The 21,441-nt window shown below is 56.8% G+C and carries 12 protein-coding genes; 6 read left to right on the top strand and 6 right to left on the bottom strand.

The genetic code is table 11. From position 1 onward, the window contains the following. Complete coding sequence (locus HDF16_RS16820; protein ID WP_184218902.1) at nt 1–2,844, bottom strand: TonB-dependent receptor; 2,844 nt, start codon at nt 2,842–2,844, stop codon at nt 1–3. A 172-nt stretch (nt 2,845–3,016) separates the two neighbouring features. On the opposite strand from HDF16_RS16820, the gene HDF16_RS16815 reads away from it, so the two are divergent. Both HDF16_RS16815 and HDF16_RS31590 read left to right on the top strand, forming a co-directional pair. After that, nucleotides 3,017–3,745, top strand: a complete 729-nt coding sequence (locus tag HDF16_RS16815) for a response regulator transcription factor (protein WP_184218900.1) — start codon at nt 3,017–3,019, stop codon at nt 3,743–3,745. After that, a complete protein-coding gene (locus HDF16_RS31590; protein WP_221312816.1) occupies nt 3,678–5,108 on the top strand; it encodes an ATP-binding protein in 1,431 nt (476 codons plus the stop codon). The genes HDF16_RS16815 and HDF16_RS31590 overlap by 68 nt, the downstream gene beginning before the upstream one ends. Nucleotides 5,109–5,243: 135 nt before the next feature. Here HDF16_RS31590 and HDF16_RS16805 read toward each other — a convergent pair whose 3' ends face one another. From HDF16_RS16805 to HDF16_RS16790, 4 genes are all read right to left on the bottom strand, one after another. Then, entirely contained in the window at nt 5,244–6,761 is a 1,518-nt protein-coding gene (locus HDF16_RS16805) for a sensor histidine kinase (protein ID WP_184218893.1), read from the bottom strand. Then, on the bottom strand, nt 6,762–7,439 hold the full coding sequence (locus tag HDF16_RS16800; protein ID WP_184218890.1) for a response regulator transcription factor: 678 nt from the start codon (nt 7,437–7,439) through the stop codon (nt 6,762–6,764). A 174-nt stretch (nt 7,440–7,613) separates the two neighbouring features. Then, complete coding sequence (locus HDF16_RS16795) at nt 7,614–10,700, bottom strand: TonB-dependent receptor (RefSeq protein WP_246409180.1); 3,087 nt, start codon at nt 10,698–10,700, stop codon at nt 7,614–7,616. Between the two features lie 210 nt (nt 10,701–10,910). After that, on the bottom strand, nt 10,911–12,374 hold the full coding sequence (locus HDF16_RS16790; RefSeq protein WP_184218884.1) for a YncE family protein: 1,464 nt from the start codon (nt 12,372–12,374) through the stop codon (nt 10,911–10,913). Between the two features lie 244 nt (nt 12,375–12,618). Between HDF16_RS16790 and HDF16_RS16785 the strand changes: the two genes are divergently transcribed. After that, nucleotides 12,619–15,186, top strand: coding sequence for a TonB-dependent receptor (locus HDF16_RS16785; RefSeq protein WP_184218881.1), 2,568 nt, complete (start codon nt 12,619–12,621; stop codon nt 15,184–15,186). Between the two features lie 29 nt (nt 15,187–15,215). Here the strand turns inward: HDF16_RS16785 and HDF16_RS16780 are convergent, their stop codons facing one another. After that, nucleotides 15,216–16,148, bottom strand: coding sequence for a LysR family transcriptional regulator (locus tag HDF16_RS16780; protein ID WP_184218878.1), 933 nt, complete (start codon nt 16,146–16,148; stop codon nt 15,216–15,218). An 84-nt stretch (nt 16,149–16,232) separates the two neighbouring features. Here HDF16_RS16780 and HDF16_RS16775 point away from each other — a divergent pair, with 84 nt between their 5' ends. The 3 genes from HDF16_RS16775 (at nt 16,233) to HDF16_RS16765 (ending at nt 21,363) form a co-directional block, all read left to right on the top strand. Next, on the top strand, nt 16,233–16,991 hold the full coding sequence (locus tag HDF16_RS16775; RefSeq protein ID WP_184218875.1) for an SDR family NAD(P)-dependent oxidoreductase: 759 nt from the start codon (nt 16,233–16,235) through the stop codon (nt 16,989–16,991). A gap of 68 nt (nt 16,992–17,059) precedes the next feature. Next, a complete protein-coding gene (locus HDF16_RS16770) occupies nt 17,060–18,085 on the top strand; it encodes an aldo/keto reductase (protein WP_184218872.1) in 1,026 nt (341 codons plus the stop codon). Nucleotides 18,086–18,462: 377 nt separating this feature from the next. Then, on the top strand, nt 18,463–21,363 hold the full coding sequence (locus HDF16_RS16765; RefSeq protein WP_184218869.1) for a ligand-binding sensor domain-containing diguanylate cyclase: 2,901 nt from the start codon (nt 18,463–18,465) through the stop codon (nt 21,361–21,363). Nucleotides 21,364–21,441 lie beyond the last annotated feature (78 nt).

The following is a 21,441-nucleotide window of genomic DNA, read 5'->3' as shown; positions in this document are numbered from 1 at the left end:
TCAGAAATTAAAGCTGGCTTGGAGATCGACACTTCTGTTAGATGCGGCAGAGCCGAAGAAACCACCCGCGATCGCATTCGACGTACCGAACAGAGGTGAATCCAACACGCCGACAGGAGCTGCAAGGCTAACGTGGTTGAAGACATTGCGTCCCATCACGGAGAAGCTTAGTGAGTATTTTCGAGCGGCAACCTGATCTAGCCGCGGCGGGCCGTTATTGCCGCTGAGGCCACCGGGGCCAAGACCACCGCCTCGTCCACCGCCAGGACCTCCCGGGCCTCCGCCGGGCCCACCAGGGCCACCTCCCGAAGCGCCACCGGATCCACCTTCCGCCCTGGGGCCAATGCCGAACGTCTTTGCGACCCGCAGGTTCATGCTGAATTGAGCTGGGCCGTTCCCCATGTTGTAGGGCACACGCGCCGCTCCTGCCGCCGGGTTGAGGTCGAAGTCTCCATACGCTGTCTGCAGCGTGCTTGTGCTGTTGGCGGTGGCAAATGCTGGACGATCGTTGTACTGGTTATCGCCGTTCAGGTCCTGGCCCACGGTAATGTTGAAGGGGCTTCCTGAGTTTGCCACCAGGAAGGGGCTGATGGAGACTCCGAACGGAGCGATGTAGTTTCCTCCCAACAGAAATCGGTTATGCACATCGAAGGTCGCCCGTCCGTAGTCTGCACCGGGATTGGTCTGCTCGGATGGAAAGTAAGTTGCACCTGAGGTATCAGCCTTGGCGAAGTTCATCATGTAGAAGCCAAAGAGGGAGAGCTTCTTCGCGCGCACTGAGTAGTTGAGCATTATCTGATTCTGGTTGTAGACACCGCCGGATTGGAACTGATAAAGATTCTCGTTCGTACCATTCGGTCGAACGCCTGTGCCTGTGGTCGCGTCGTAGGTGGACGCAACATAAGCGTTGACGTTGTCACTCGAATACTGATGCACACCGCGTGAGTTGATGTAGGTCGCTGATAACGTCACGGCTCTGCCAAATTGGTGATCAACCCCAACTGCCGCCTGCATGTTCACGGAGCTCTTAAGACCCGGTGCGACCGAGTAAAGACTTGGTGCGGACGTACTGCTGGCTGCGAGTTCCGAGGCGGTTGGCGCATTCATCGTGAAGGTTGGATTCTTGACTACATATTCACGCTGGTTGATTCCATTTTGCCGGATGGCGTCGAGGACATAGGACGGGGAGAAACGGTCAAAGAACCAGCCGTATCCCGCACGGAAGACCGTGTTGGCCTTCTTTCCGTCGCGAGCGCCTGGGGCGTAGCTGACCGTAAAGCGAGGGGCCAAGTCGGCGTGGTCGTTGATGCGGTTCTGTCCTTCGTAGCGGATGCCATAGCTCAGGGTCAGATTTGGGCGGATCGTCCAATCGTCCTGCAAGAAGAGGGCGGCATCGAAGAGGTTCACGCGTGATGTAGGATTGCCCGCAGTTACGTCGTACTCAGAGGGAGTTCCTGCCGTGTAGGCAGCAAGCGACTGATAGATGTAGTTGCCGTTGAAGCCGGATGTGGAATTGCTGACCTCGTGCGTGAGCCGCAGTCGTGTACCGAAGTTGAGCGCGTGCCTGCCTTCAGCAGCGGTCACATAGTCTTGAAGCTCATAGCGATCCTGATTGTCGCGCACGGTTCCGGAGTTGCTGCCACCGCCGGTAAATGCTGCCTGCACAGTGACGGTGGGGTCCGTTGAGTTTGCGACCTGGCTGTCGCGTTCGGCGGTGTATTGGAAGCGTAGGTCGTTGACGACCTTTGGGCTCAGAATCTGTGTGTCGCTTATCTGGACTGTATTCTCGTGGTCGAGTACGTTGTACGCCTGGCTCTGCAGAGCAAAGCCAGTAACGCCGCTGTTCGTCTGCTTCTGCCGGTCGTACATGTAGCGCACGCTGAGCGTATTGCTTGCTCCCAACTGGAAATCGAACCTTGGGCTGATATCCAGCCGCGACTGCGGATTTGCCACGGCGAGAGAGACGCTTTGCGCTACACCGTTCGAATCAGGCACCACTGCATTGACTATGGAGTTGGAGGCGTTGTCGCGACGAAAAACGCTTGTAAACCAGGAGGCGGATTTGCCTAGCGCTCCACTTGCGTTCCCCATAAGGAACGTCGAATAGTATGGGGGCTCGCTCGTAACGAAGGGGTTCAGTGAGTTGAAGGCACTGTCGTTGCCGGAGATCATGAACGAGCCGTGGAACTTGTCGGTACCCGGCTTTGTGAGGATCTCAATGCGGCCATATCCAAGCTTGTCGTACTGTGCTGAAAACGGATTCTTGTTGATACGAATCTCGCGAATCGAACTCTTGGGAGGAAGCTGGCCACCGGTAAAACCGTCAATGTAAATCTGAGCGCCGCTGGGACCGGCTGCGGGACCAGCAAGAGCGGTTAGTTCATTTTGCAGGTCGTCGGGATCATCCGAGAGTGCGTCTAGATCTTTGCCCTTGATTACGAGGGCGCTGGCGTTGTCGTCCGGGCTGGTGCTAATCCCCTGGGTCTCGGCGGTCACCTGCACGTTTGTCTCGACCGTCAATGTCATCTGGACTGCCTCGGTCGTGGCTTTGCCTCCGAATACCGAGACATCGTCGATCACTGTCTGAGAAAAGCCTTTGGCGGTGATGCTCAGCGAGTAGCGACCGGGAACCAGGCGAGGAGCCTCGAAGAAGCCTGTGGCGTTGCTCTTGACCTTAGCCACTACGCCACCCGAATTCATAACAACTACTTCGGCCTGCGGGACCAGTGCACCGGTGGAATCCGTAACCGTGCCTTTCACAGTGCCCGTAGTTGACTGACCATGTGCGATGCCAGCCATGCAGAGCATCACACCTAGAACAAATCTCGCGGCAAAAACCTTCATCGTCTTGCGCCCTCCTGAACCTTCTTCAGGAGACCGCATCCCGCGACCGGGTGCTGTTACATTGAGTAACCGCATGTAACGTTTTGTAACGATGGCGGTGACCATTCGTTACATCAGCAGCGGTAGATCAGGCATCGTTCAGCGGTACCATAACGCAGGAAGCATAGCGACAATGGAAGACATTCTGCTCATCGATGACGATGTTGAACTGTGCGAGATGTTGGGCGAATATCTCGGCAGATACGATCTGCGTGTCACCTCGGTGCATCGCGGAGACACGGGACTTGAAGTAGTTCGCGCGGGGAGCTGGCCGATGGTCCTGCTCGACGTTATGCTGCCGGGCATGGATGGTTTCGAAGTCCTCAAGCGCATTCGCATGTTCTCCTCTGTGAGCGTGCTGCTGCTGACAGCACGCGGAGAGGATGTCGACAGAATAGTGGGACTTGAGATGGGAGCGGACGACTATCTCGCTAAGCCCTTCAACGCCCGCGAGCTCCTTGCTCGTATTCGAGCGATTCGCAGACGCAGCGTGACGCCGACTTTGGCGGCAGAGTCTCCTGTACTCATCGTGGAAGACCTCATTCTCGACCGGGCTGCGCGCACAGTGACGAGAGACCGCGAACCGTTGGAACTTACCGACGTTGAGTTCACCCTACTCGAAGTGCTGATGCGCAATCCCGGCAAAGTTGTCGAGCGGGAGAGTCTGGCGGAGGAGGTGCTCGGCCGCAAGCTCAGTGCGTTCGACCGCAGCCTGGATATGCACGTGAGCCGACTTCGTAAAAAGCTGGCGGGTGATCGTAGTGATGATGAACGCGTGAAGACGATCCGCGGAAGTGGTTATCAACTCGTACTCCGCCGCACGTCTGCGAAAGGAGCTGACAGTGCGCGGCCTCTTCTTTAAAATCTTCGCGATCTTCTGGATCGCACAAAGCCTCATCTTTGTCATCTCGACTGCGCTCATCGTGAGCCAGCGTTTTCCCACGCACAACATTGTCTCCGACGCTCTCGACAACAATCTTTTCCATAACGCCGCCGCCGCATTACGGGCTTACCAGACCGGTGGCTGTCAGACATTTGCAGACAACGCTGCGAGAAATGAGCCGACTGGCTCTGCACTGCTTGACGAGCACGGAACGAAAGTCTGCCAAACCGCGGGCTCCTCGGCGATTCCTTCCCTGGATCATTTACCCCCGAGGATCGACGTTCGCGAAGTGTCAGGGCGCTGGGCATGGTTGATTCCAGTGGCTGCTAGTGATGGAACGCGCTATGAATATGTCTGGTTCCAACCGCCAGCGCAATCGCGTCCCCCGTCCAGATGGCATGACTTCTGGCGCTTTGCCTTTCCCCAGCTTCCGGTAGCAATTGCTGTAGGCGGATTGACCACGTTCGTACTGGTTCTGCTATTTACACGACCGCTTGTACGGCTTCGCAAGGCCGCTCGTCAACTAGCGGAAGGCAAGTTGAATGTTCGTGTTGAAGCGTCTGGCAACGCCGGAGCGCTCAGGCATTCCGACGAGTTTGAAGGCCTGGTACACGACTTCAACCATATGGCGGAACGGCTCGAATCTCTTGTCGGCGCACAAAAACTCCTTCTCCGAGATGTCTCGCACGAACTGCGTTCGCCCTTGTCGCGCCTAAGCGTAGCTCTTGCCCTGGCGCAAGAGGACGGAGACCCGGGTCGAACAGAACATCTCTCCCGCATTGAACGAGAGGCCGACAAGTTGAACCTGCTCATCGGTCAACTGCTGACGCTCTCATCGATGGAGGTCCGCGAGAGCATCGCAGCCTTCAGCACAATTTCACTCAACAAGCTTTGCGAACAGATTCTGCCAGACGCTGAGTACGAAGCTACGCAACGGCCGTGCGCTTTAGTCCTAGAGCATGCGGAAGCGTGTTCCATACGCGGCGATTGGGAACTGATCTATCGCGCAGTGGAGAACGTTGTCCGCAATGCGATCCGGTATACCGATGCGGGTTCCCGCGTAACCATCCGGGTTCTCTCTATTCCATTCGATGGACAGCCATTTGCGGCAATCGAAGTCACCGACTGCGGACCGGGCATTCCAGAGGCAGATCTCGCACACATCTTCAAACCCTTTTACCGCGTTGACCAGGCCAGAAGCTCCTCGACCGGAGGCTTCGGTGTGGGACTGGCGATTGCCGAAAGGGCCGTGAGATTGCATGACGGAACCGTTCAGGCAAGCAACCGGGCCGGAGGTGGCGCGATTATCCGGCTGTTATTTCCGATTGAGCATATCGCCTGACAAACTATTGAGCGACAGTCCCTGCGGCTTCAAAGAGAGACTGAGTCATTTCCGAAAGCGTTGCTCCAACGTCGCGTTCGGGACAATCCGGTGTGTCCATCAGGGCAGACCAATCTATCTGCCGAAATTCAAGCGTCACTCAATACTGGTTTTGTCTATTTTCAAACGATCCTCTTCTCGAGCAAGTGTAAAGCGGATTGCGAAGGCCTTTGAGCCCTCATCTATCTGCGAGCTTTGGGGTCTCATCTTGTCTGCGGACTGAGGTATGTCCCGGTCCGCGCGCGGGAGGCTTACCGTAAAAAGAGACCCGCGGCCAACTTCGCTCTCGACAGCCACCCTACCCATGTGGCTCGCAAGAATCTCTTTGGCGATGGCGAGGCCTAGGCCGGTTCCGGCATCGCGCTGGGTTCGGGCCTGATCAACCCGGTAGAAGCGTTCAAAGATCTTATCCTGATCATCCGGCGAGATTCCTATTCCGTGGTCGGAGACCGTGAATCCACATTCATCCGCCGTACTCCACGTTGCAACGGTAATCTGACTATTTCTAGGTGAGTAACGAATTGCGTTGTCTATAAAGATCACGGCCAACCGCTGAAAGTCGTTGCGGTATCCGCTGATCGCGACGACGCGACGAGCGGGTTGATACACGATTCGAATTTCCTGAAGTGCCGCAAGAATCTCGGACCGGGCAACAATCTCACCGAATGCTTCTTCCATTTCAAAAAGCTCTTTTTCGAGAGAGAGTTGATCGCGATCGGCTCGGGCCAGTGTCAGCAGATCTCCGACCAGACGCGTCATAAATTCGCTCTCCTTCAAGATGTCGGCGATCCCCCGCGCGGTTCGCTCTTCGTCTGGCTTCTCCATCAGCAGATACTCAGCGTTCGCTCGGATCACCGCCACGGGTGTGCGCAGTTCATGGGAGGCATCGGCTGTGAATTGCATCACCCGCCCATACGCTAGTTCAATGCGGTCGAACATTGAGTTCAAAGTCTTCGAAAGGAAGTCCAGTTCATCGTTGGTGCCTCGCAGTGGAAGCCGCAGTTGCAGGTTCTGTGCATCGATGAGGCTTGCGGTGCTGGTAATACGATGGATAGGCCGGAGAGCGCGCTCGCTCATCCAGTATCCGCAAAGAGCCGCCAATACAGCAGCGATCGGGATGCTGAGCGTCAGCAAGCAAGCGAGGCGCCGCAACATCAGGGCATACTCTGTCTCGTCCTCGCCGATCTCAATGAGAAAGAAGTCAGGACCGGCCTTGCAGATACGGCTGAAGTAGCGGAAGGATCGTCCACCCGCCACAGCGTCGCGCCGCGAGTACTTGCCGTCTGCGCTGGCAGGCAGTATGGGCAGCAGTTGCATGTCCGGCGTCTCGTAGAGAACGACACCACGAGCATCGCTCCCACGCAAGAGCTTGGCCTTTGGCAGCAACGCCGAGTGTTCCCTCAACTCCTCGCCAAGATTCTTGATGTCGTTCTGATCGTACTTGTGGCGAAGGAAGGCAGTGACCCCATCGATGCCCGACGTAAGGTCGCTGTCGATGGCGCGCCGCACGCTCCACGCCGCGCTGAAGTAGACACCTAGTCCCAGGGTAAATACGATCAGCGCGACTACCGTCGCATACCACAAAGTCAGAAGGGCCCGGATCGAGAGCCGCATTCAGCAAGCCACCGCAGAGAGCCTGTAGCCGAAGCCGCGCACCGTGTGAATGAGCTTCTCACTGGCCCCATCATCAACCTTGGTCCGCAGTTGTTTCATAAAGACATCAAGCGTATTGTTCTCGACCGTCTCTTCGTAGCCCCAGACCGCATTGATGATCTCTTCCCGTCGCAGGACAGATGCAGGGTGCTTCATCATGAACTCGAGGATTAGAAATTCGGTGCGCGTCAGGGACAAGGTCCGGCCGCCGCGAGAGGCGGCATGCGTTCTCGGATCAAGCTTGAGGTCCGCCATTTCAAAGTACAGTGCAGCCTCCGTCGGCGGTCTTCTGCTGATCGCCCGTATCCGAGCGAAGAGTTCCTGGAATGCGAACGGCTTCGTCAGGTAGTCGTCCACGCCGCTGTCTAGCCCCATCACCACATCCGACTTCGCATCTCGCGCCGTGAGCATCAATATCGGAGTCGCAACCTTCGACTCTCGCAGATTCTGCGCGACGCGAAACCCGTCCATGCCGGGCAGCATGGCATCGAGCACGATCGCTTCGAAGGGATGCGAACGAGCGATCTCCAATCCTTCGGGGCCCGTAGAGGCCGAGACGACCCGATGCATCTGTCTCTCCAACGCTTCCCGAAGGATCAGCGCCATCTTTCGATCATCTTCCACGATTAGTATTCGCATAGTTTCTTCGCTCCAGATGACCGCCCGTAATCCTCTGCAGGGAGAAGTACCAAAACACAGTTTCCCAAGAGTTTGTTGACGGGTAATAAAAGGAGTTCTGCGACGGAGTTGTTTTGACACACCCGGAACCAGACCGCTAATAGCGAGCGGGCTCCGAGGGACGTCGATCAAGCTTTAGTACGTGAGCCGCAGTGAGAATTCGAGCACCCGCGGGGTTCCGGTACCCACAAGGCCGGCGCTGTTCACCACCGAGGTAAGCTTGCCGAAGCTCGCAGGTGTCGTCAGGGCAGGAGTTGCGCCCGTACCGCTAACGCTCAAGGAAGACGCTGGAGATCCGTACTGCGCGCGGTTGAAGAGATTGAAGGCCTCCGTTTTGAATATGACTTTGTTGCGTTCCGTCACATGGAAGGTCTTCTCCACGCTAGCGTCGTCCTGCCATAACGGCGGACCCGTTACCGCGTTCTTCGCCAGATTTCCCCAGGCCGACGTACCGGCCGGGAGAACACAGGCACCGGTCTGCGGACATGCCACAGGAAGACTGAAGGCTGCCGGATTGAGCCAGGAAGAGATGCCCCGACCGGGAAGATAGATCGGAACTCCAGGCACACGGTTCGGTCGTTGGCTCGTATTGTTTCCGTCGGGAAGTTCAAAGGAGCTGCGGCTGAGTGCGATGTTGATCGGCAATCCCGCACGAGCCAGCAGCAACGTGTTTACCGACCATCCTCCCACCAGCAAGTCGAATGCTTTGCCGCGATTGAGAAGCCGCTGGCCCCGGCCAAACGGCAGGTTGTAGACAGCACTCATCGTACCGCTGTGGCGCGAGTCGAAGTCAGAGCTGCCGTAGTCGCAGGTGTAGCAGCTGATGTTCTCCGGTGAGTCGCCATCGCCGCCACCAACCGAACCATCGTCGAGTGCGTGGGAGTACATGTAGTTGCCCGACAGGAAGAGGTTGTTGTGGAAGCGGCGATTGACGCTGATCTGCAACGCGCTGAAGTTAGAGGCTCCCGAGTTGTACTTCGTATCGATCTGGCTGGGATACTGAGGCAAAGGACGTGTACGGGTGTTCGGGTCCAGGAGGTTCGTATAGCTGCGGCGGAAGAGATGAACGCCGTGCGATCCGAGATAGGTCACCGTGAGTGCGGTCTGGCCGGGGAGGGCCTGCTGGATCGAAGCCGTCCACTGCTCGACGTAAGAATCCGGATGGTTGCGCGCCATGGAGCGCGGTGTCAGCGCAAGTCCCGTGGAAGGAGTAAGAGCGGCAGGCACCGGGTACGAGAACTGCACGACCGTTCCGTCCGACTGCGGTCCGCTGGTTAGCAAGGTGGAAGGCTCTACGTTTACCACCGGGCTGTCTTCATCTCCGAGTTGCACTTCACCGTGATAGACGCCATAGCCGGCGCGAAGCACCGTGTTGCCATGGAAAATATCAGGCGCATAAGTTGCGGACATGCGAGGGTCGAAGCTTAGGTAGTTGGTGTGGTAGAAAGACGTGCCAATTCCGCAGTATCCTCCGCAATCGGCGATGTCGAACGGATCTTCGCTGCCGTGCTGCTCCTTGAAGGGAGAGAAAAAGTTGTACCGCAGGCCGTAGTTGAGCGTGAGATTCGGACTGACCTTCCATTGATCCTGCACGTACGCTCCAACATGCGTCTTACGCATGCCCTTGTCAGGCAGAGCCGCCGTCGTGAGGAAGGTGCTGAGCTGATTCTGCAGGAAGGCCTGCTGATTGATGAACGTCGCCGTGCCATCCACCGAGTTCTGTTCGTTGAACCACGGAAGCTTGTACTCCGCGCCTAACTTCAGCGTGTGCTTCCCGCGCGTCCAGGTAACGGTGTCGTTGACGCTAAATGACTGCCCCACCTGCTCCTTCGAGTAGTTCTCATTCAGCGAGGTAAAGCCAGTAATGGAAAAGTTGAAAGGAAGTCCAGTCTCCTGGAATTGGATATAAACATTGCGGTTAAATCCAATTTGAAACTCGTTGACCGCGCGCTCGTTGATGATGTGGGTCTCTTCCAGGGCGAAGTTCTGTGTCCGCGCGTTCACGGTGATGCCTTGCGCCAGCGCGTTGAGCGCATTCGTGGAGATACCGTCATCGATGTTGTAGCGAGCGTAGCCGGAGTCCTTGCCCGAGATCCGGTGATCGACGCGGACCGTCCCGGCGTTCTCGCTGTTGGGGCTGGGCACTACTCCGGTGAAGGTATCCACGGTGGGATCGGACGTCGATGCCTGACCGGTCGGATAGGCATTGACGATGAAGGCCAGCGATGGCTGTGTAGCGGCAACCTGAGCACGGAACGCGGCGCTCGGGACGAAGCCAGTCTGGGGCACGCCGCTCAACTGCTGCCGGAAGCCCTCATAGTTGACGAAGAAGAAGGTGCGGTCCTTGATGATCGGGCCGCCGATGTTACCGCCGAACTGGTTCAGATGAAAGGTCTGATGAACTTTTGCCTTGATCGGCGATAGCGCGTCGAACGCACTGTTACGCAGATAGTCGAAGACGCTTCCATGAAACGCGTTCGTTCCCGTCTTCGAGATCAAGCTGACCTGCGCTCCCGCAGACCCGCCGGTGTCCGCCGTGTAGCCGGCGGTATCCACCTTGAACTCCGCGATCGCCTCAGTAGAAAACTGCAGCCGCAGTGCAGACTTCAACGACGCGTGAAAGACTCCGCTCGCATCTACTCCATCGAGCCGGAAGTTGTTATCGTCAGTGCCATTGCCTGCGAAACGGATCGACGATTGTTGGCCCGAACCGGCATCGATGGCACCTGGCGCTAGCAGTTCCAGGGTGGTTAGATTGCGACCGTTCAGTGGCAACTCCGCCACCTGAATGGATTGAATCGTGCCGCCAAGAGTGGCATCACTCTTGTTGAGCAGAGCTCCGCCACGGTCTCCTTCAACCTGGACGACCTGGTTCACCGACCCGACCTCCAAGCGCGCGTTGAGCGTTTGCACGTCGCCGGAGTGAAGATCGATATCGGCGACCCGCAGATCGCTGAAGCCATCATGGGAGAAGACGACAGAAAAGCGACCGATGGGCATTGACGACGCCACAAATTGCCCGTTCTTGTCAGAGTTCACAACGCGAAGCTGATTCGTGCCCTCTTGCTTGATGGTGACAGTTACGGCAGAGATCGTAGCTCCGGAGCTGTCGCTGACCACGCCGTTCAGCTCCGTGCGATCGATCTGAGCAGCAGCGGGAATTGTCAGCCCGGCAAGCACCAACAGAGCCTGGACAAACCTGGGAAAGATCGGAATTTTCAAGAGGGATCTCCAATTCACGGCAAACATTTAGGGTTGGGCAAGCTCAGTCAAACAGGAGACTTCGCCAGAAAGATTGCTGCGGGATTGAGATTCCCTGAATCCTGCTTCAGGGAATCTTCAGTCTTCTGTTAGCGAACGGATAGGCACACGAAGCCGCATGCCGCAGCAGTTCATCGACTGCGGCATGTAATGGGAGGTATTTCTTCGAAGCTATTTCTGCTGGAAGAGCCACTCCAGGCTTGGGATCTGGGAGGCAAGCTCTTTGCGCAACGCCTCCGCCTGATGAGCGGCATCTTCTTCCGAACTCGCGCTAGTGTCCGGAATCTCCATCACCAGAATTCCGATGTTCCTCTCCCGCGCGTCGAACATGTTCATCTTCATGTTGTAGTAACCCCCATCCGCGATGTGTGGTCCATAGGTCTTGCCGCTCTTCACCGCGGCAAAGTCTCCCGGAGAAGTATGAATCCCGAGCCTCGTTGCGTTGCCGTTCGCAATCAGGATCATCTCCTTGCCACCGGGCGGAATCACGTGCAATCCCGTCTTGCGCAGCATCGGATGAGCGGAGAGGAAGTTCAGAATCAGCTCCTCGGCGCGAGGTGCGTCCACATGCTCCTGTGGCTCGGGCCCACGTACAATCCCCGCCCCCGCGTGCATCGGTGTGTAGACCAAAACCTTTGCGTTCTCTGCGTCTGCATGCGGCACAGCCACAAATAGTTCGTCGAGCTGAGGGACGACTTTTCCTGTCCTGGCCCCCAGGCCCGCATGCACTGAACGCTTGGCGGCATACTGATCCATCGCAATCTGGTCGAAGCTATCGACCGCACCGCCTCCCACAGCATAGAGGCGCTTGGTCTTCGCGTCGTAGATCGTATCGTCCACACCGGGAGTGATCGTGAGCGTCTCCAGCTCTTTACCGGTATTGGTATCCAATACAACAAGCTTGCCATCCCGGCAGCCGACGAAGAGGCGCTGGTGTTGCTCGTCGAGCGCCATCGTCGTGTTCCCTTTGCATCCTGTGATTGGCCAGGTCGCAACCCCTGCGTTCTTCACTCGGTCGATCACGACCACCGTGTTCTTCGCCTTGTCATTCACGTAAAGTCGTGGCCGGTATGTATCAAGAGCCATCGCCTCCAGCGTGTCTCCGTCGATCTTGATGTCGGCGATCTTCTTATTGGACGTCGTATCAATCACGCTCAACATCGAGTAAGCCTGACCCACATCGCGGCCACCGTTGTCGACGTAAAGATACTTCTTCGAGATGTCATAGCCAATCGAATCAGCATCCTTCAAGAGCGGTATGCGCTCCAACTGCTGATAGGTTTCGCCGTCGTAAACCTTCACGCTGCCATCGCCGCCGTCGGTCACATAAAGGCGATCGGTATCTTCGCGAAAGAGGACAGCATGAGGTCGCATGATCCCTTCAATTGTGTGGATCAGCTTGCCTTGTGCGAGATCGAATACGAGGAGCGCCTTGAAGTCTTCCGGCGTGGCAAACAGGCGGTTCCGCTTCAGGTCAATGCCGAAGTGGTCAAAGTTTCCTTTGATCTCCGCCGCGAGAGGGAGAGTTTGCTTTAGCTCCAGCGGCGTCTCAGCCGCACTACTGGAAGATTGCTGTGCCGCCGCCATTGCTCCCGAGAAGACAGTCGATAAAACAAGTACAGCAAATAGACGCATCTACATAACCTCAAGGTACGAAAAGTCTCCGACCAACGTTAGGGGGAGTCATCGTGATCGTAGATGGACTAACCTTCGAGTATGTTTTTATGAGGGCAATTTCCAGTCAAACTGTACTCATGAAATCTTCAGAACTTGATATGCGCGGTGAACTGCAGCCTACGCGAGGGGCGGCAGTTGGTTGTTTAAAAAGCTTCGTTTGGCAATTAAGCAAAAGTTAAGTTTCTCCGCATACGCTGGAGGTATGGTCTTTAGGAATTTTTCTATCTTCATGCTTTCTCTGCTGGCCTTCGCGTCGAACGTTGCTGCACAGAATGGATTTTTTCTGCGTGGGTCAGTTGTCGATACCACAGGTGCCTCGATTCCCCACGTAGCCGTGAGTGTCGAGACGCTTTCAGGCGCCCTCGTAAAGGCGACAACGTCAGGAGCGGAAGGAGATTTTGAATTGTTGTCCTTGACCACGGGCGACTTCAGAATCTCCATACCCGCAACGCCGCCGTTTGCCGGCAGTCAGGAGACCCTGCACCTCTCACACTCTGTCAGCAACCATAGGATTGTGTTAAAGATTGAGTCCGTGGATCAGGCTGTCACAGTAGGTGAGGAAGAATCACTCTCTACTGAGGCGTCGAGCAATCGTGACACAGTGAGCGTCAGTGGAGACGATCTGCGGAAGCTACCCGTTTTCGATCAGGATTACATCGCTACCATGACTCCATTTCTCGACGGTTCCTCAGGTTCATCAGGAGGCGTCACTCTGATTGTCGACGGGGTCGAGATGAAGAGCGTTGCGGTGTCGCCTTCCGCAATTCAAGAGGTTCGAATTAATAACGATCCTTACTCAGCTGAGTTCACGCGGCCCGGTCGAGGGCGCATCGAGATCATCACGAAGCCAGGTTCGCCGGAGTTCCATGCTGAGCTTAACTTCACCGTTCGTAATGCGGTATTCAATGCAAAGAATTACTTCTCCGCCGTGCGACCGCCGGAGTCGCGACGCATCTACGAAGGACATCTCAGCGGACCATTCGGGCGTGGAGGGCATACCAATTTCATTGTCTCGGGATCGCGACGCGAACAGGACACCGCGGCCGTAGTCAATGCAACCGGCCCAAATGGTGTCGTCAACCAGAATGTCCTGACGCCCAACCGGAACATGGGATTCACTGGCCGCATCAATCATGACTTCTCTCCCACGCATCGACTGTCGATTGGCTATAACTTCGAGAACAGTGGCAGCACGAATGCGGGTGTTGGCGGGATCGTCCTAGCGGAGGCGGGGTATAACCTCAACTACCGAGAAGACGACCTGATCTTGAATGACCGGATCATCGTGACACCAAACCTGATCAACCAGTTGCAGGTGACGCTGGAGAAGGACGAAGACAACACTCGCAGTGTTACCCAGGCTCAATCGATCCAGGTCAATGGAGAGTTTGTTGGAGGGGGAGCTCAAGCCGATGCCCACAGGACGGAAAATACCATTCACATCAACGAGATCGTTACCTGGAGTCACGGCCGCCACTATGTGCGAGCGGGTGTGCAGCTTCCGCAGTTCAGCCGGAGGGCGGTTGACGATCACACGAACCGGCTCGGCACTTTCAAGTTCTCGTCACTCGGCAGCTACAGCGGAAACACGCCCTACGTCTTCACGGCTCAGCAGGGGCCTGGACGCGGTCTATATTGGATCAATGAGTTCGGATCGTTTGTCCAAGATCAGATCAAACTAAGCCCCAGGGTCCAACTGGTTCTCGGCCTACGATATGACTGGCAGACATTTCTGCCCGACAACAATAATCTCGCGCCGCGCATATCGCTCGCGTACGCTCCGGATAAGGGCAAGACGGTACTACGGCTCGGGACTGGCATCTTTTACGACAGAACTGGCGGCGACTTCCCCGCCACCGTCAAGCTGCATAACGGAAGTGTTCTTCATTCCATCCAGATTCAAAACCCTGACTTCCCGATTGCACCCGGTACGAACTTCTCTGCCGTTCCGACAAATCTTGCACGATTCGATTCAAGGGTTCGCACACCCTACGCTCTCCAATACAGTCTGGGGCTTGAAAGGCAGGTTCATAAGAATGCGACTGTCACGATCTCCTATCGTGGCCAGGTGCAGACAAAATCGTTCCGTTCCCGCGACGCCAACGCTCCCATTCTTCCAGTCAATCCTGACCTCACAGCGACTTACGCTCGTCCTGATCCAAACTATGGACAGATCCAACAGATCGAATCCCGAGGGCGGACTGAACTTAACGCACTCGATATCTCCTTTCGCGGTCAGGCAGGCAGAGTCTTTTCGGGACAGGCGCAGTACACCCTGTCGCGCTTCTATGGCAACACAGGCGGCATCAACTGGTTCCCCCAGGACCAGTACGACGCCGGTAGTGAATGGGCGCGCGCCGACATGGACCGCCGTCATCGACTCAATCTAATCGGCAACATCAATCCTGACCATTGGCTCTCGCTCGGAGTCAATGCGACTTTATATTCCGGAACTCCTTACACCGAAACGACTGGAAACGATGACTTTCATACGGGTCTCGGCAATGCACGGCCTGCGGGAGTTGGCCGCAATACACTTCAGGGAGGCGGGGTCGCTTCACTGGATCTTCTATACAGCCATGACTTTCGGTTGACGAAGGCAACCGGCGATCATGCGAGACTTCTGTCAGCGGGCGCCTCTGCGTTCAACGTTTTGAACCGGACAAATTTCACTAACTACATCGGCGCGTTGAGTTCTTCCTTCTTCCATCAGCCGACGGCGGCACTTGCCGGACGACAACTTCAATTCGCGGTGGGATACCGGTTCTAAGCGGAAAGAGATAGCGCTTCTGGAGAGGGTTAGATCCTGCGTGTTCCTTCCGAACGAGGAGCAGGGCGAAAGATCTGACGTACTGTCTCTCTAAGCCACATATGCAGCGAGTCGCTTTCGAAGCGTGGGTGCCAGACCATGGAGTAACGTATCGGCGGGATCTCCTTCGGCGCCTTCAGACTTACCAAATCATGACGCTCTGCAACATGCTCGGCGATGCGAGCAGGCATCGTTAGTGCCAAGTCTGTCATTTCCAGCATGCGAATCGCTGCGAGAAAATAGGGTAGTTGGACAGCAATGCGCCGCTGCTGACCAGCTTCTCCAAGGGGCCGGTCGATGAGGCTCTGCTGGTTGGGCTGCGTTTCTACGGAGATATGTCTGAAGCTTAGATAATCTTTCATCGTGAGAGACGCTCTATGATGTCTGAGCTTGCGGCCGAGGACGCAGAGGAAGACATCCTCGAACAGAGGTTCCACGCGGAATATCGAGGGGACGGGCGATGGGCTTAGAATCAGGTGCGTTGTCACGAGTCCGCTCTCTTCGTGAAACCGCTCGTGCCAAGGGACTGCCTCCAGCGTAATGCCCGGAGCAAGCCGTCCACAGATCTCCGCTAGCGGCACCAGCACAACACTGCTTGCATAGTCGTTCATCGCGAGGCGGATGTGTCCTTCGCTTTGCGCCGGAGAGAAGGTCTCTCCTGCCCAAAGGCGTGCCAATCGAGGCATCACTTGCGCCAGTTCTTCGAGCAATTCGCTACCGCGGGGTGTCAGTTCATAGTTGCGACCCACGCGTACCAGCAGTTCGTCTCCTAGCTCGGAACGAAGGCGGTCCAGAGCGCGGCTCATGGCAGATTGGCTGAGATGAATGCGCTCCGCTGCGCGAGTGACATTGCGCTCATGAAGCAAGGCTTTGAGTGGAATCAATAGGTTCAGGTCAATATTTCGGAACTGGACTTTACTCATGCTTCGAGTGCATACCTCTCATTCCAACAATGCATGGTGCGACTACAACCTCAGAATACTCCAATCGGAAAAGGAGAGATGCCCATGCAAGATAAACCCGTAGCTCTGGTCACTGGTGCCAACCAGGGAATTGGCCTTCAAATCGCAAAAGATCTCGTAGCGCATGGTTTCACTGTGTTGGTTGGGTCTCGCAATTTCGAGCGCGGTGAGGTCGCGGCCAAGGAGGTTGGGCCTGACGCCCACGCTATCCAACTCGACGTGACAGATCCGGCTTCGATCACCACGGCGGCGACGCGCATTCGCAGCGAGTTTGGTCGCCTCGACGTGCTCATCCAGAACGCGGCGATCTCGAATACGAACAAGCAGCCCGGCCAATCCGTCGCAGAATACGCAGCGACGACCCGCCCGAGCAACGTGACCCTCGATGAAATGCGCGCGGTGTGGGAGACGAATGTGTTCGGCGTTCTAGCCGTCTACCAGGCCGTGTTGCCGCTTCTACGCGAGGCGCCGAACGCCCGTATCGTCAACGTGTCGAGTGGCGTCGGCTCGCTGACGACGAATTCGGATCCGAACTTTCCCTGGCGCTCGATCTTCGGCCCCGTCTACCCTGCGTCGAAGACCGCTCTCAATGCCTTGACGGTCGCCATGGCGCTTGAGTTGGAACCGGAAGGGATCAAGGTCAACGCTGTCTCTCCAGGATTCACCAAGACGAACCTCAATGGATATGCGGGTACTGAGACCGTCGAGCAGGGCGCAGCTGAGGTTGTTCGGGTTGTGTTGCTTGGGCTGGATAGCCCGACAGGAAAGTTCACCCGTTGGGAAGGCGAAACCATCCCTTGGTAAGTAGAAGTTCCGACCATAGAGCCATCGAAGGCGTTTTCAACGCACCCGACACAAGAAAGGACACAGTCATGAGATACCGCACGCTGGGCCGGACCGGAATCAAGGTCAGCCCCTATTGCCTGGGCGCGATGATGTTCGGCGGCATTGCCAACTCCGATCACGACGAATGCATTCGTATTATTCACAAGGCCCTGGACTCCGGTATCAACTTCATCGACACTGCCGATCGGTATAGCAATGGCGAGTCGGAAGAGATCGTGGGAAAGGCGTTGAAGGGTCGCCGCGAAAATATCGTGCTAGCCACCAAGGTGAACGGCGCCATGGGGGAGGATCCAAATCAGCAGGGCAATTCGCGCCGCTGGATCACGCAGGCAGTCGAGGCGTCGCTGCGCCGTCTGCAGACCGACCACATCGACCTTTACCAGATCCACCGGCCGTCCCCCGATACCGATATTGAGGAGACGCTGTCGGTGCTTACCGACCTTGTACGCGCCGGCAAGGTGCGCGCCATCGGGTCCTCGACCTTCCCCGTCTCCGAGATCGTGGAGGCGCAATGGGTGGCGGAGCACCGCAGCCTGGCTCGCTTCCGCACCGAACAGCCGCCGTATTCCATCCTCAACCGCGCTATCGAACAGGAAGTTCTGCCTGTCTGCCAGAAGTATGGGATGGGTGTGCTGGTATGGAGCCCGCTGGCGAAGGGCATGCTCACCGGCCGCTATCGCAAGGGCCACGCTCTACCGGAGAGCTTGCGCGTCAAGGTCTTTCCCACGCAGATGTCTGACGAGCGCAATCTGGAGGCCGTCGAACGACTCCTCCTCATCGCGGAGGAGGCTGGGATGTCGCTGACGCACATGGCGATGGCCTTTGTGATGGCTCACCCTGGCGTGACTTCGGCGATCCTCGGCCCACGCACGATGCAACAGCTCGACGATCTGCTCGCCGGCGCCGAAGTCGCCCTTAGCGACGAGATCCTGGATCGAATCGACGAAGTCGTTGCGCCGGGTACCGATGCAGGACCGATGGGTGCAGTCTACGCTCCCCCGGCAGTGAGTCAGGCAAGTCTCCGACGACGTCCGGATAGGGTTGCAAGCTGATCGAAGTGTTGTGTAGGTCGTCGATTTACACAAGATCGCCGATGCACTCATCGAATGGCTGGATTGCTTCTGATAGGACGACCCAGGGAGAGCATGAACCATGCCCTCCCTGCGGTCTCCACGCCGGCTTTCGAAACTCTGGTTATCCCGGGAGAGTCCGCTTTCCAGCTTGTTTACTACCCTACTTACGGCTGCAACTATGGTTGCATAACCATCTTCCCTCCGACCGAGTAATCTGTCGGTGCTAAAAGGAGCTTCTTCAGAGATTTACCGGGCCGCGTTCCATCGCGCATCCGAGCCTCCTTATACCTAGAGAGGGAACAATCATGTGGCTGCCGCGCTCAACATCGAGTTGGCTTCTTAGTCGAGGCGCGGCTTTGTGTTTTCTGCTCGGAGGCCTTTTCATTCTGCCTGCTGCGACAGCCCAGCAGTTTAACTTCTTCTCCTATGGCGAAGGCTCGGGACTTTCGAACCTGAACGCTACTACGCTTCTGCAAGACCGCAAAGGGCTTCTCTGGGCTGGCACACAGAGCGGAATCTTCACCGCCGACGGCCCACGCTTCGACAAGCAAAAGGCTTTCACGGACGCTGGGTTCGAATCGATCCGTGCCATGCGCGAAGACAGCGCCGGGCGCATCTGGATCGCCGACGGACGCCATCTTGGCTTCTGGCAGAATGGCACGTTGCAGACGATCAATGGCCTGAAGTTCCATGTGCTGACCCATGAACCGCTCGATCTCGCGGTGCTTCCCCATCAGGCCGATGGCATCTTCTTTTTGCGCTCTGGCAACCTATCAATCGTAAGTACCCACGATGGTGGCCACACCTGGCAGGTCGCGGATGCTCTCAGCCCGCAACTACTCAGAAGCTACCCCGAACTCAAGGCCATCACTGGTGTCACTGTGGACCCGAATCATCCGTCGAGCCTCTGGCTTGGCTGCGGCGAATCAATCTGCGAGGTAGATCCATCCCTTCAGAGCGTTGTTCGCTTCGATCGATCGCAGGGCGTTGCCGCAGATCGCTGGAACGCGCTTATGGTCACGCGGTCCGGCGACCTTTGGGTAAGGGGCGACAAGAACGTAGCGGTTCTTAGGAACGGATCGTCTCTCTTCGAACCTGTGTTGAATCTCCCGGCGGATTGCTTTCACAACATCCGCAGGGCAGTCCTCAGCGAAGATCCCTCCGGCGCGGTTCTTCTCAATCTTGCTAGTGGAATCGCTGTAGGCAGCCCCAAGGGCTGGCATGTCTTTAACGATAGCAACGGTCTTCCCGGTGATGAGACGGACACCATTATGTTCGATCGCTCGGGTTCACTCTGGCTCACGTCGCTCGGCCACGGAATCTTGCGCTGGCGAGGCTACGGAGATTGGGAAGGCTGGAACAAGACCGCCGGTCTTAACAACAATATCGTCTGGAGCCTTACTCGAGACGGAGCAAAGGATCTTTGGGTCGCAACCGACGCGGGTCTCGACAGACTCGATATCTCCACGAATCGCATCACTCACCAAGGATCATTCACTCAGCGCCTGTTCTCGACTCTTATGGGTCCAAAACATCATGTATGGATCGACGATCCTACCGGTCAGGTTCTTGACTTCGATCCGCAGACTCAGCGCACCCGGGTCGCCGCCGATCATCTCGAACACATCTTCCAGATGCGCATCGACCACGAGCAGCGTATATGGGCCGGGTCGCGGAAGGGGCTTCTCTTCTTCTCGCCCACGGACAACTGGGCGCTGCCTCATTTCGTCCAGGCAGTCGACGGACCTACCGGTTACGCCTGGGCTATTGCCGAAGGGCCTGACGGATCGATATGGGTCTCCACGGGCAAAGGCATCTATCGTCTAAAAGGAGAGACCTGGTCTGAGATCCATCTCCCCTTCGCCGACGGTATCGAGTACAACCGCATGGTTGCGATCTCCCCGGATGGCACCTTTTGGATGCAGAACAAGCTTCCTTACCCTATTCTTCATCTCAAACTCGAAGGCAACAACGCGAAGATTCTTGACCAGGTCAGCGGTGCAAATATTGGCTCGGACAACACGACGTTCATCGAGACCGATCAACGTGGATGGGTGTGGGTAGGCAGTGATGATGGCATCCACGTCTTCAACGGCAAACGCTGGATCATGTGCACCGCCGAGGATGGTCTTATTTGGAATGACACAGACTTCCATGCCTTCTTCGCCGATCCAGATGGCTCGGTATGGATCGGCACAAGTGCCGGCATCTCCCACCTCATCCATCCGGAGCATCTCTTCGAGCACGTCGCACCGCAGATCCAACTCGCCGATGTATCACTCTCGGGAAATCTCATCGCTACCGGTGGCCCCAGCTTCGATCTTCGCCGCCCCACGCTGAATTTCCGCTTCCGCAACGTGAACTATGAGAGCGGCTCAGGCGTCGTGGCGCAGTACAGACTTGAAGGCGAAGAGAACGACTGGCAGGAGACTGCCGGAGGTCTCGTGCGCTTCCCCGCCCTCAACGCCGGAAAGTACAACCTGCATGTTCAGGCCTACGATCAAAGGCTTCATCTGAGCTCGCCTGTCACCGACGTACCCTTCACAGTCCTCGAGCCATGGTGGAAGCGTCGCTGGTGCATGGCCATAGAAGCTGTGTTTGCTCTTCTCGTCCTCTTCGGCCTCTGGCGCCTGAACATACACATCCTGGTCGTCCGCCAGCAGGAGCTTGAACGGCTCGTAATCTCTCGCACTCGCGAGCTTGAGAAGGAGAAAGCCGAGCTGCTCACAGCCCGCTCGGCCCTGCTCGAGATTACTCGAAGAGACGGTTTGACTGGCCTGTTGAACCGGACCGCAATCTTTGAGCGTCTCGATCAACTGTGCGAGACTGCGCGATCGAACGGCCTGCCAATCGCCATCATCATGGCCGATCTCGACTCCTTCAAGCGCGTCAACGACCAATACGGCCATCTTGCAGGCGATACGGTCTTACGCGAGTGCGCATCGCGAATCGCCGCGGTCACACGCCCCATCGACGCCATCGGACGGTATGGTGGCGAAGAGTTGCTGATCCTGATGCCGGGCCTCAACATGGGCAGTATCAAGCTTCGTATTGAAGAGATCCGCCGAGCCATTGGCGACAAACCTATTCGTCATGGCGATCTGGAACTGAGAGTTACGTGCAGTTTCGGCGTTGCATGGTTCCTCGGCGATGATAGTTCCATCGAAACGCTCATTGGCGACGCTGACGCTGCGCTCTATCTCGCGAAGCAGAACGGCCGCAACAGGATCGAATACGCCGAGCTGGTCTCGGCGTAGGGTTCGGAGCGGCTTACTAGTCAAAGCTCCCTCTGTCGCCAGCTAGGCTACGATGCAGGTGGTGATACGAGCGGTCTT

Origin of the sequence: Granulicella aggregans, assembly GCF_014203275.1 — a bacterium.
Classification (GTDB): domain Bacteria; phylum Acidobacteriota; class Terriglobia; order Terriglobales; family Acidobacteriaceae; genus Edaphobacter.
This window is presented reverse-complemented; position numbering and strand designations above follow the sequence as displayed.

Excerpts from the sequence above, each read along its gene's own strand:
- HDF16_RS16820 (WP_184218902.1), bottom strand. The coding sequence starts at position 2,844 with ATGAAGGTTTTTGCCGCGAGATTTGTTCTAGGTGTGATGCTCTGCATG.
- HDF16_RS16815 (WP_184218900.1), top strand. The coding sequence starts at position 3,017 with ATGGAAGACATTCTGCTCATCGATGACGATGTTGAACTGTGCGAGATG.
- HDF16_RS16805 (WP_184218893.1), bottom strand. The coding sequence starts at position 6,761 with ATGCGGCTCTCGATCCGGGCCCTTCTGACTTTGTGGTATGCGACGGTA.
- HDF16_RS16800 (WP_184218890.1), bottom strand. The coding sequence starts at position 7,439 with ATGCGAATACTAATCGTGGAAGATGATCGAAAGATGGCGCTGATCCTT.
- HDF16_RS16790 (WP_184218884.1), bottom strand. The coding sequence starts at position 12,374 with ATGCGTCTATTTGCTGTACTTGTTTTATCGACTGTCTTCTCGGGAGCA.
- HDF16_RS16785 (WP_184218881.1), top strand. The coding sequence starts at position 12,619 with ATGGTCTTTAGGAATTTTTCTATCTTCATGCTTTCTCTGCTGGCCTTC.
- HDF16_RS16780 (WP_184218878.1), bottom strand. The coding sequence starts at position 16,148 with ATGAGTAAAGTCCAGTTCCGAAATATTGACCTGAACCTATTGATTCCA.
- HDF16_RS16775 (WP_184218875.1), top strand. The coding sequence starts at position 16,233 with ATGCAAGATAAACCCGTAGCTCTGGTCACTGGTGCCAACCAGGGAATT.
- HDF16_RS16770 (WP_184218872.1), top strand. The coding sequence starts at position 17,060 with ATGAGATACCGCACGCTGGGCCGGACCGGAATCAAGGTCAGCCCCTAT.